Source organism: Mycobacterium talmoniae (assembly GCF_001854525.1).
Lineage (GTDB): Bacteria > Actinomycetota > Actinomycetes > Mycobacteriales > Mycobacteriaceae > Mycobacterium > Mycobacterium talmoniae.
The window spans coordinates 1-9778 of record NZ_MLQM01000197.1 but is presented as its reverse complement, the minus strand read 5'-3'; the positions used below and the strand labels follow the sequence as shown (position 1 = coordinate 9778).

Sequence of the window (9778 nt, the reverse complement as noted above, 5' to 3'; positions counted from 1 at the left end):
CCAACGCGGTGGGTCCGGCCCCGCAGGCGGTGCCGCCCGCGCCCGCCCCGGCTGCCGCCCCAGGCCCGCCGCCCGCTCCCCCGGCGCCCGAGGCGGCACCCGCGCCCGCGCCGGCCCCCGGGGCGGCGCCCGCCCCCGCCCCGGCGCCCGCGCCGGCCCCCGTCGGCGCACCGGCCTTCGGCCCGGACGCCCCGCCCACGCAGGACTTCATGTACCCGTCCATCGGCCAGAGCTGCCTGGCCGACGGCGGCAACGTCATCGCCACCGCGCTGTCGGTGGCGGGCCCGGCCAAGATCCCGGCCCCCGGCCCCGGACCGGGTCAGACCGCGTACGTCTTCACCGCGGTCGGCACCCCGGGACCGGCCGAGGTGCAGAAGCTGCCGCTCAACGTCACCTGGGTGAACCTGACCAGCGGGAAATCGGGCACCGCCGCGCTCAAGCCGCGTCCCGACATCAACCCGGAGGGGCCGACGACGCTCACCGCGATCGTCGACACCGGCTCCGGCAGCATCATGTCGACGATCTTCGGGCAGGTCAGCACCAAGGACAAGCAGTGCAACTTCATGCCCACCATCGGCTCGACGGTGGTGCCCTGACACCCTGACGCACCACCGGCCCCACCGGCTACCGCTCGGGTACCTGATGGGTTTGCGTCCGCGTCTGAGCGACAACGCCGTTGACACCCAACGTTTGTCGCTCGGACGCGGACGCAACGACACATGGCCGGCCACCCGGCGACACCGCGGGGAGGCCTCAGGCCGCGGTGCCGCGCGGGGCGAAGATCAGTAGGCCATGAACAGGATGGCGTCCCGGTCGTACTCCATGCCCGGGTGCGCGTCGGCGAGATGCTTTTGGGTGAGTTCGACCAGCTCGTCCTCGTCCTTGCCGGCGATGGCCTCACCACACGGGCAGTTGATGTGCGTCTTCACGGTGCCGCCTTTCCCTTCACCTTCGGGGCAGCCTTTTTAGCCGCCTTCATCTGCTTCTTGTAGGACCGGACTTGCCCGAGCGACTCGGCGTCGACGACGTCGGCGATCGACATGCGGGCACCGGCTTTGCCGTAGTCGCCGGCCGCGGCGCGCCAGCCGGCCGGGGTCACGCCGTATTGCTTGCCGAGCAACGCCAGAAAGATCCGCGCCTTCTGGTCGCCGAAGCCGGGCAGCCCCTTGAGCCGCCGCAACAGTTCGGGTCCGTCGGGATCACCAGCGATCCACAACGCGGCCGCGTCCCCGTCGTAGCGATCCACCAAAACCCGCGCCAAGTCCTGGATCCGGGTGGCCATCGAACCCGGGAAGCGGTGTATCGCAGGCTTTTCCGAGCACAGCGCGGCGAACTTGTCCGGGTCGTGTCGGCGATCTCGCGGGCGTCGAGCCCGCCCATCCGGTCGGCGATCTTCTTCGGTCCCGCGAACGCGGTCTCCATCGGCACCTGCTGGTCCAGCAGCATTCCGACCAGCAACGCGAACGGACTGGACTCCAGCAACGCGTCGGCGGCGGGATCCTGAACCAGCTGCAGCTTCGGCACGCCGTCAGTGTACTGAGCACCCTGCCCGGCGCGACCCCGAAAATAGGGGGAAATTACCTACCCCTGCCGCGGTTAGCGTTGCCGCATGACGCAACTGCTGAGCTTTCCTGCCCCCGCGGACGTCGCCGCGCAGACCCCCGCCGACCGCGACCGCGCCATCGACGTCATCCGCATCGTGTCGCTGATCGGCGTGGTGGCCGGGCACACCATCATGGCCACCAGCATGATCCGCGACGGTGTCCTCATCTGGGACAACCTGCTCACCACCTCGACGGTGTTTCAGGCGCTGACCTGGGTCTTCCAGATCATGCCGCTGTTCTTCTTCGCCGGGGTGGCCGCCAGCGTCGGGTCGTGGCGGCCCGGCACGAGCTGGGGCGGTTGGCTGATGAAGCGCTGCACCCGGCTGTACCGGCCGGTGTTCTACTACCTGGCGTTTTGGGCGGTCGCCCTGGTGGGGCTGCGCCCGATCCTGCCCCCGCACGTCTACGAGCCGATCGCCGGTGTCAGCATCCAGCTGCTGTGGTTCCTCGGCGCCTACGTGCTGGTGCTGGCCACGGTGCCGCTGCTGTCCCGGATCAGCACCACCCGCCAACTGGTCGTCAGCGTCGCCGCGGTGTACGGGTTCGTGGCGCTGGTCGACATCATCCGGCTGCACACCTCCGGCCTGGCCCTGCTCGGCTACCTGAACATGGCGGCGTGGGTGATCCCGGGGATGTTCGGCGTCGCCTACCGCCGCGGGCTGCTGACACGCGGTGCCGCGTGGAGCACCGGGCTGGCGATGCTGGGCGTCAACCTGGCCCTGTGCCACTTCGGCCCCTATGAGCTGAGCCTGGTCGGTATCGAAGGCCAACGACTCGCGAACATGTCACCGCCGTCGCTGTTGATGGCTGGGCACGCAATCATGATGTGCGCGTTGGTGGTTGCGGCCGCCCCTGCGATCGCCCGGTGGGCGCAGCGGCCCCGGGTGTGGTGGTTGACGGCGATCGGCAACTCGGGCGCGATGACGCTGTACCTGTGGCACATGCCGGCGCTGCTCGGCGTGCACCTGGTGTTCGACTCGCTGGGGTGGTACCGCTTCCCCGGCCAGCCGCACCTGGTCGCCCTCAGCCTGGCCCAACTGCTGCTGATGACCGGCCTGGTCGGCGCGCTGTTCGTGGCGCTGCGGCCGCTGGAGAACTCACCGCTGCCGGGCTGGGACGGCGCGCGGGTGACCGCGCCCGGACTGCGCAGCCTCGCGCTCGGCGCCCTGCTGTGTGTCGCGTCGGCGGCGACGCTGGCGTCGGTGAAGTGGGGCCTGAAAGACGACGGGCTGTACTGCGTGGCGATCATGCTGGCCGGCTTGGTGGGGGCGCGGGCATTGGCCACCCGCTCCGCCGACTAGCCGCGCCGAGCGGGCTACCCGCTCTTGCGGCGGAACTCCCGACGGCTCTCGAGCGGGCCGTGCGCCCGGGGCTGCTTGGCACCACCGTCCTTGTGCGCGGACCCGCCCGCCGCCTTCGCCTTCTTGCGGTCCAGGGCTTCCCGGAACTTGCGCTTGGTGTCGTCCTCCGAGGTGGATTCCGGCTCGGAGTGTGCAGCGGCCATGCCCGCAGCCTAACGCGCCGACCGACCTACCGCATGCCCGGCGGCATGCCGTACACGTGCGAGACCGGCAGGGTCAGCACCACCCGCCGATCGGTGACCATGGCTTGCCGGTACTCATCCCAGTCCGGGTGCTCGCCAGCGATGTTGCGGTACAAGGCGATCAGCGCCTCGACGGTGGCGTCGTCGGGGGCGGCCGCCGGCGGCGTCAGCTCGGCGGTGCCCTCGGCGACCGCGTACGCCCAGCCGTCGTCGGCGCTGACCAGGAGCGAGGCCCGCGGGTCGCGGCGCAGGTTGCGGGTCTTGGCCCGCGGCTCGGTGATCGACACCTGCACGACGAGATTGCGCGGGTCGAAGTAATACGACACGTTGGACAGCTGCGGGCGCCCGTCGGACTTGATGGTGGCCAGCACCCCGATGGAGTTGTCGCTGATCAAGGCCAGCAGCTTGTCGTCGAAGACTTCGCGTCCCATCCGCCTAGCCTACGTCGCTACCATCACGTCATGGCGCTGGTCGACGGCAACACCCTACGAGGAGTCTCGGCCACCACATTGTGGACGCTGCGGAACCGGGCCGCCGAAGCCGCGCGGCCCGACGGGGTGATCGACGACCCTTGGGCGGTCACGCTTTTCGATGCGATCAGCTACGACTACGACAAGTTCGGCAGCATCGAGCGCTACCACGCGCTGCGGGCGCTGACCTTCGACGCCGCCCTCGCCGACTACCTGCGCGCCCACCCGAAAGCCGCGGTGGTGGCGCTGGCCGAGGGATTGCAAACCAGTTTCTGGCGGCTGGACCGTGCGGGTGTGCTGAACGAGGCCACCTGGTACTGCGTCGACCTGCCGCCGGTGGTGGCGCTGCGCGAGCAACTGCTGCCCCGCGACCCGCGGATCGTGCACCTGGCCCAGTCGGCGCTGGACCGCGGCTGGATGGACCGCGTCGACGCGAGCCACGGGGTGTTCATCACCGCCGAAGGCCTGCTGATGTACCTCGATCCCGACGAGGTGCACGCGCTGATCGCGGACTGCGCCCAACGCTTCCCCGGCGGCCGGTTCCTGTTCGACGCGATTCCGCGCTGGTTTAGCCGACGGACGTTGAAGGGGTGGCGCATGTCGGACCGGTGCATCGCCCCGCCGATGCCGTTCGGGCTTAGCCCCGACGAGGCGGTGGCGCTGGCCGGCGAAATCCCCGGGATACGCGCGGCCCGCGACGTCTCGCAGCTGACCGGTCGTGGCCCGTCGGGGCAGGCGCTGTGGCGGGCCGTGGACCGCTTCGGCCCGCTACGCCGGCGTCGGTCCAGCATCACGCTGCTGGAATTCGGCCCATGACCGCCTATGCGGCGTTCCTGCGGGGCGTCAACGTCGGCGGCGTCAACCTGAAGATGGCCGAGGTGGTCGCCGCGCTGACCGACGCCGGATTCGCGGCCGTGCGCACCATCTTGGCCAGCGGCAACGTGCTGCTGGAGTCGCCGCGGGGCGGGGGCGCGGTGCGGGCCACGATGGAGGCCGCGCTGCGCGAACGGTTCGGCTACGACGCCTGGGTGCTGGTCTACGACCTCGACACGGTGCGCGCCGTGGTCGAGGCCTACCCGTTCGAACCCGAGGTCGACGGCTACCACTCCTACGTCACGTTCGTCGCCGACGACGCGGTGCTCGACGAGTTGGCCGCGTTGACCGCCGGTGCCCACGAGCGGATCGCCCGGGGCGTCGGCGTGCTGTACTGGCAGATCCCCAAGGGCAACACGCTGGACAGCACCGTCGGCAAGACGATGGGTAAGCAGCGCTACAAATCGTCGACCACGACCCGCAACCTGCGCACGTTGGGCAAAGTGCTGTCCCGGTAGTGTTGCGTCGGTGCTCACCGGTGTGTCCGAAACGGCCCTGCTGACGCTGCGGTCCCGCGCTCGGGAGGCGATGCGTCCCGACGGGATCATCGACGATCCGATGGCGATCAGGTTGCTCGAGGCCATCGACTTCGACTTCGCCAAGTTCGGCCCCACCCGACAAGACATGGCGGTGCGGGCGCTGGCGTTCGACCTGCACACCCGCCGCTACCTGGCTCGGCACCCGGCGGCCACCGTGGTGGCGTTGGCCGAAGGTTTCCAGACCAGTTTCTGGCGCCTGGACGCCGCCATCCCCGACGCCCAATTCCGCTGGCTGACCGTTGATCTCCCGCCGGTGATCGACCTGCGCACCCGACTGTTGCCGGAATCGCCGCGGATCTCGGTGTGCGCGCAGTCGGCGCTGGATTACAGCTGGATGGACCGGGTCGACCCGTCGAACGGGGTGTTCATCACCTCCGAGGGGCTGCTGATGTACCTGCAGCCCGAGGAGGCGTTGGGGTTGATCGCCGAATGCGCGGCGCGGTTCCCGGGCGGTCAGATGATGTTCGATCTGCCACCGCCGTGGGTCAACAAGGTCGCCCGGCGCGGGATGCGGACCTCGCTGCGCTACCAGGCCCCGCCGATGCCGTTCAGTCTTCCGGTGTCGGAGGCCGCCGAGCTGGTGAACACGGTGCCGGGTATCCGCGCCGTGCACGACGTGCACAGCCCACGGGGCCGCGGCCTGCTGTTCGGCACCGTGCTGTCGGCCGCGTACCGGATTCGCGCGCTCGACCCACTGCGCCCCTCGATGACCCTGCTGGAATTCGGCTGAGTCAGCTCAGCCGTCGGCGGCGTCGAACGCGGCGTCGAGGTAGCGCTGGGCCTCGGCTTTGCCCAGGCCCAACGACCGGGCCGCATCGGCGTATGCCTTTGCCGCTTCCGCCATCGCGGTATCGGCGGGATCCACGGCTGCCACGAAAGTGCCGAAGCGGCCGCGGGTTTCGACGATGCCCGCAGCCTCCAGTTCCCGGTAGGCGCGGGCGACGGTGTTGGCCGCCAGGCTCAGTTGACTTGCCAGCTCGCGCACCGTGGGCAGCCGGGTGCCGGCCGGCAGCTTCCCGGACCGGATGGCGTCGATGATCTGCGTTCTGAGCTGATCGAACAGCGGTCTGCCCGGGTCCCCGTCGACCCGCAACCACTCGCCCAAATCCACCTGCCCCAGTATTCCCTAGGACCGCTATGTTGGTGGGGTGCGGGTAACGGTGCTCAGCGGCGCGGGGATCTCCGCGGAGAGCGGGGTCCCGACGTTCCGCGACGATAAGAACGGCCTGTGGGCGCGGTTCGACCCCTACGAGCTGTCCAGTATCGAGGGGTGGCTACAGCACCCCGAGCGGGTGTGGGGCTGGTATCTGTGGCGGCACCACCTGGTCGGCCGGGTGGAGCCCAACGCCGGGCACCGCGCCGTCGCGGACTGGCAGGACCATGCCGAGGTCAGCGTCGTCACGCAGAACGTCGACGACTTGCATGAACGCGCCGGCAGCCACCCGGTGCACCACCTGCACGGCAGCCTGTTCGAATTCGTGTGCGCGAACTGCGGGATGCCCTACACCGAGACGTTGCCCGACATGGCCGAGCCGGCGTTGGAAGTGGAGCCGCCGGTCTGCGCATGCGGCGGCCTGATCCGCCCCAACATCGTGTGGTTCGGGGAGGCCCTGCCCGAAGGGCCGTGGCAGCACGCGGTGCAGGCGACCGAGGCCGCCGACGTGCTGGTGGTGGTGGGGACGTCGGCGATCGTGTACCCGGCCGCCGGGCTGCCCGAGCTGGCGCTGGCCCGCGGCACGCCCGTCATCGAGGTCAATCCCGAACCGACGCCGTTGTCCGCCAACGCCACCGTGTCGATGCGCGACACCGCCAGTTCCGCGTTGCCGACCTTGCTGCAGCGGCTGCCCGCGCTGCTGGATTGACGCACAGATCGGCGTCTATCCACAGAAACGGGCGCTGACCACGGATTCGGTGGGCTCGCGGTCGGGCCCGTCGCCGAAGCTGTCGCCATGATGACACCCCACCAGCCGTTCATCGGCAGTGAAGCGGTGGCCGCGGGGATGCTGCAGCGCCGCCAATTGCGGTCTCGGTTCCAGGCCGTGCTTCCCGACGTCTACTGCCTGCGCGGTCTTGACCTCACGCTGCAGCAGCGGGCGATGGCGGCATGGCTGTGGTCGCACCGGCAGGGCGTAGTGGCCGGGTTGACCGCGGCGGCATGCCACGGTTCGAAATGGGTCGACGATGATCTGCCGATCGAGCTGATCTGGGCAAACGCCCGACCACCGCACGGGGTGCGGACCTACGACATGCGCCTGCCGACAGCCGAATTCGGGTTGGTCGACGGTGTTGCGGTAACCACGCCGGAACGCACCGCATTCGATATCGCGCGTCGAGGGGCGGTCGGCGCGGCGGTTGCACAGCTAGATGCGCTGATGCAGGCCACCGGCGTCAAGGTGGGCGATGTCGCCGACCTCGCCGGCCGGCACCGCGGCGCACGCGGCCTTCGCCAACTGGAAACGGTGCTGGATCTGGCCGACTCGGGCGCAGAATCTCCCAAGGAGACCTGGCTGCGGCTGCTGCTGATCCGCGCCGGCTTTCCCCGGCCGACCACGCAGATCCCGGTCGTCGGACCAGACACCGGGAACACGTACTACCTCGACATGGGCTGGGAGAACCTGATGGTCGCCGTGGAGTACGACGGGGAGCAACATCGCCTCGACCGCTGGCAGTACAAGAAGGACATCGTGCGTCAGGAGGAGTTGGAAAAGCTCGGCTGGATCGACATCCGGGTGGTTGCCGGCGATCGTCCGGCCCAGATCATCCCCCGGGTGCGCGATGCACGGACATCTCGGCGAGCGAGCCTGCGCTAGCGGCGCCGAGTCTGTGCTGGCGGCATCGAGTCTGCACTAGCGGCAGCGAGTCTGCGCTGGCGGCAGCGAGTCTGCGGTGGCGGCGCCGAGTCTGCGGTGGCGGCATCGAGCCTGCGCTGGCGGCGCCGAGCCTGCGCTGAGGGCATCGAGCCTGCGCTGGCGGCGCCGAGCCTGCGCTCAGGCCCAAGATCGGCGGGAAAACACGGCCTCACCGCAGACTCAGTGCCCTCACCGCAGACTCGCTGCCGTGAACGCAGTGTCGATGCCCTCACCGCAGACTCGATGCCGTGAACGCAATGTCGATGCCCTCACCGCAGACTCGACGCCGCCACCGCAGACTGGAAGCCCTCAGCGCAGGCTCGACGCGCAGCTAAGACGGGCTAAGGCCGCACCGCGCGGCCCAGCGCGAATTCCGACACCGGCACCGGCGCCCACACCGGGAATTGCCAGCCGCGACGCGAGGTCACCGGCTCGAACCCGGCCGCCCCGATGACCGCTTCGGTGTCGCGGTGGGTGTGGCAGTTGCCGAACAACCGCGGCCAAAACGTCGCATCGACCACCTTCTGCAGGCCACCCCGCGCGCCGGCGGAGGCGACGTGTTCGAAGTAGCGCAGTTCACCGCCGGGACGCAACCGAGAAAGCAGTTGACGCAAAACGGCTTCCGGATCGTCAATCGAGCACAACACCAGCGAACACACCACCGCGTCGAAGGGCTCCGATGCGGCCAAACTCTCCACAGTGCCCGCGGTCACCGACACCGGCACCGGGGCCGACGCGGCGGCCTCGCGGGCGACCTCCAGCAGCCGCGGTTCCGGCTCGATCGCCACCACCTCGGTCACCGTGTCGGGATAAAACGCGAAGTTGGTTCCGGTGCCGGCGCCGACCTCCAGCACCCGCCCGGATAGCCCCTCGAGGTTTTCCCGCCGCCGGTCGTGCAGCCAGTCGGTTTCGTGGCTCGACATGAACTTCCAGATCCGAGCGAAAAACGGGTTCTCCACCGTGCTGCTCACGGGTTACCTCCACGGGTTGCCAGCCAATCCAGGAATTGCTGAGGTGTGGCATCCTCACCAACCAGTCCGACCACGATATGCCCGGCGCACACCGCGCGAAGCACCCGGTCGGTGAACGCCTCGACGTCGCCGAACGGCAGGTGCGGTTTGCTGATCAACAACGCGGCCACCCCGTGCGCTGCACTCCACAATTCGAGGGCCCCGGTGGTGGGATCGCCGGGCTGATAGATGCCCTCGTCCATCAGCGCCTGCACCGAGGCACGTAGATGGGTGAACGCCGAACTGGCCAGCACGGCGTCGACGTCGCTGCCGGGCTGGCCCTCCGCCATGGTGGCGATCCGGTACAGCTCCGGGGTGGCCACCGCGAACCGGACATAGGCCAGCCCCACCGCCCGCAGCGCCTCCATCGGGCAAACCTGCCCGGCCGCCGCGCGCTGCATCTCGGCGTCCAGCTTCTCGAAATACCGGGCGCACACCGCGTCCAGCAGCGCGTCCTTGTCGTCGAAGTGCAGATAGATCGACGGCGAGGTCACGCCGACCCGCTGGGCCACCGCCCGGATCGACACCGCCTTGGCGTGCCCGGTCTCCAGCAGCAATTCGGTGGCGGCGTCGAGGATTTCGTCGCGCAACAGATCACCGGATCCGCGGGGCGCCCGGTGGCGGCGAGGGCTAGGCATGGACGGGCTCATGCACCTCGCCGGATTCACTGATCCCGATCCGCTGGTGCAGCCGCACCAGCGGCCGCGGCGCCCACCAGTTCCACCGGCCCATCACGTGCATGAACGCCGGCACCAGCATCATCCGCACCAGGGTGGCGTCGGCCAGCACGGCCAGGGTCAGGCCGACCCCGAACATCCGCATGAACGACACCTGGGCGGCGATCAGCGCGGCGAACGAGATCGACATCACCAGCGCGGCGGCGGTGATCA

14 protein-coding genes and 1 pseudogene are annotated in these 9778 nt (G+C 69.6%); 7 read left to right on the top strand and 8 right to left on the bottom strand.

Features of this window, described 5'->3' with window-relative positions; genetic code table 11:
* The coding region (locus BKN37_RS23655) for an Rv1157c family protein (protein WP_479724562.1) at positions 1–596 on the top strand (596 nt) is incomplete at its 5' end.
* Between the two features lie 186 nt (positions 597–782).
* Here BKN37_RS23655 and BKN37_RS23650 read toward each other — a convergent pair.
* Entirely contained in the window at positions 783–929 is a 147-nt protein-coding gene (locus tag BKN37_RS23650; RefSeq protein ID WP_071029370.1) for a DUF1059 domain-containing protein, read from the bottom strand.
* Positions 926–1524, bottom strand: a pseudogene (locus BKN37_RS23645) (HhH-GPD-type base excision DNA repair protein). The gene BKN37_RS23650 and the pseudogene BKN37_RS23645 overlap by 4 nt, the downstream one beginning before the upstream one ends.
* Before the next feature lie 85 nt (positions 1525–1609).
* On the opposite strand from BKN37_RS23645, the gene BKN37_RS23640 reads away from it, so the two are divergent.
* Positions 1610–2905, top strand: coding sequence for an acyltransferase family protein (locus BKN37_RS23640; protein WP_071029369.1), 1296 nt, complete (start codon positions 1610–1612; stop codon positions 2903–2905).
* Positions 2906–2919: 14 nt separating this feature from the next.
* On the opposite strand, the gene BKN37_RS23635 is transcribed toward BKN37_RS23640, so the two are convergent.
* Together BKN37_RS23635 and BKN37_RS23630 are read right to left on the bottom strand one after the other, a co-directional pair.
* Positions 2920–3108 carry a DUF5302 domain-containing protein gene (locus tag BKN37_RS23635; RefSeq protein ID WP_071029368.1) on the bottom strand — a complete coding sequence of 63 codons (189 nt, stop codon included), beginning with the start codon at positions 3106–3108 and terminating at the stop codon, positions 2920–2922.
* A gap of 26 nt (positions 3109–3134) precedes the next feature.
* Positions 3135–3578 carry a PPOX class F420-dependent oxidoreductase gene (locus BKN37_RS23630; RefSeq protein WP_071029367.1) on the bottom strand — a complete coding sequence of 148 codons (444 nt, stop codon included), beginning with the start codon at positions 3576–3578 and terminating at the stop codon, positions 3135–3137.
* A gap of 30 nt (positions 3579–3608) precedes the next feature.
* Between BKN37_RS23630 and BKN37_RS23625 the strand changes: the two genes are divergently transcribed.
* Genes BKN37_RS23625 through BKN37_RS23615 form a run of 3 tightly spaced genes read left to right on the top strand, consistent with a single transcriptional unit; the run spans position 3609 to position 5759 of the window.
* Positions 3609–4433 (top strand): class I SAM-dependent methyltransferase, encoded by an 825-nt coding sequence (locus BKN37_RS23625; protein ID WP_071029366.1) that lies wholly within the window; start codon positions 3609–3611, stop codon positions 4431–4433.
* Complete coding sequence (locus BKN37_RS23620) at positions 4430–4948, top strand: DUF1697 domain-containing protein (RefSeq protein ID WP_071029365.1); 519 nt, start codon at positions 4430–4432, stop codon at positions 4946–4948. The genes BKN37_RS23625 and BKN37_RS23620 overlap by 4 nt, the downstream gene beginning before the upstream one ends.
* A gap of 10 nt (positions 4949–4958) precedes the next feature.
* Positions 4959–5759 carry a class I SAM-dependent methyltransferase gene (locus tag BKN37_RS23615; protein ID WP_071029364.1) on the top strand — a complete coding sequence of 267 codons (801 nt, stop codon included), beginning with the start codon at positions 4959–4961 and terminating at the stop codon, positions 5757–5759.
* A gap of 6 nt (positions 5760–5765) precedes the next feature.
* Here BKN37_RS23615 and BKN37_RS23610 read toward each other — a convergent pair whose 3' ends face one another.
* Entirely contained in the window at positions 5766–6140 is a 375-nt protein-coding gene (locus BKN37_RS23610) for an Rv1152 family transcriptional regulator (RefSeq protein WP_071029363.1), read from the bottom strand.
* Positions 6141–6177: 37 nt separating this feature from the next.
* Between BKN37_RS23610 and BKN37_RS23605 the strand changes: the two genes are divergently transcribed.
* A complete protein-coding gene (locus tag BKN37_RS23605; RefSeq protein WP_071029362.1) occupies positions 6178–6891 on the top strand; it encodes an NAD-dependent deacylase in 714 nt (237 codons plus the stop codon).
* An 87-nt stretch (positions 6892–6978) separates the two neighbouring features.
* Positions 6979–7839 carry a hypothetical protein gene (locus BKN37_RS23600; protein WP_423212834.1) on the top strand — a complete coding sequence of 287 codons (861 nt, stop codon included), beginning with the start codon at positions 6979–6981 and terminating at the stop codon, positions 7837–7839.
* Between the two features lie 380 nt (positions 7840–8219).
* On the opposite strand, the gene BKN37_RS23595 is transcribed toward BKN37_RS23600, so the two are convergent.
* The 3 genes from BKN37_RS23595 to BKN37_RS23585 all read right to left on the bottom strand — a co-directional run.
* Positions 8220–8849 (bottom strand): class I SAM-dependent methyltransferase, encoded by a 630-nt coding sequence (locus tag BKN37_RS23595; protein ID WP_071029361.1) that lies wholly within the window; start codon positions 8847–8849, stop codon positions 8220–8222.
* Positions 8846–9526: a TetR/AcrR family transcriptional regulator gene (locus BKN37_RS23590; protein WP_071029360.1), complete on the bottom strand. Its 681-nt coding sequence runs from the start codon at positions 9524–9526 to the stop codon at positions 8846–8848. Before BKN37_RS23590 ends, BKN37_RS23595 begins: the two co-directional genes overlap by 4 nt.
* Positions 9519–9778 (bottom strand): MMPL family transporter (locus BKN37_RS23585; protein ID WP_165618382.1); only part of this gene is annotated, 260 nt, incomplete at its 5' end. The genes BKN37_RS23585 and BKN37_RS23590, both read right to left, overlap by 8 nt.

Excerpts from the sequence above, each read along its gene's own strand:
- BKN37_RS23640 (WP_071029369.1), top strand. The coding sequence starts at position 1,610 with ATGACGCAACTGCTGAGCTTTCCTGCCCCCGCGGACGTCGCCGCGCAG.
- BKN37_RS23635 (WP_071029368.1), bottom strand. The coding sequence starts at position 3,108 with ATGGCCGCTGCACACTCCGAGCCGGAATCCACCTCGGAGGACGACACC.
- BKN37_RS23630 (WP_071029367.1), bottom strand. The coding sequence starts at position 3,578 with ATGGGACGCGAAGTCTTCGACGACAAGCTGCTGGCCTTGATCAGCGAC.
- BKN37_RS23625 (WP_071029366.1), top strand. The coding sequence starts at position 3,609 with ATGGCGCTGGTCGACGGCAACACCCTACGAGGAGTCTCGGCCACCACA.
- BKN37_RS23620 (WP_071029365.1), top strand. The coding sequence starts at position 4,430 with ATGACCGCCTATGCGGCGTTCCTGCGGGGCGTCAACGTCGGCGGCGTC.
- BKN37_RS23600 (WP_423212834.1), top strand. The coding sequence starts at position 6,979 with ATGATGACACCCCACCAGCCGTTCATCGGCAGTGAAGCGGTGGCCGCG.
- BKN37_RS23590 (WP_071029360.1), bottom strand. The coding sequence starts at position 9,526 with ATGCCTAGCCCTCGCCGCCACCGGGCGCCCCGCGGATCCGGTGATCTG.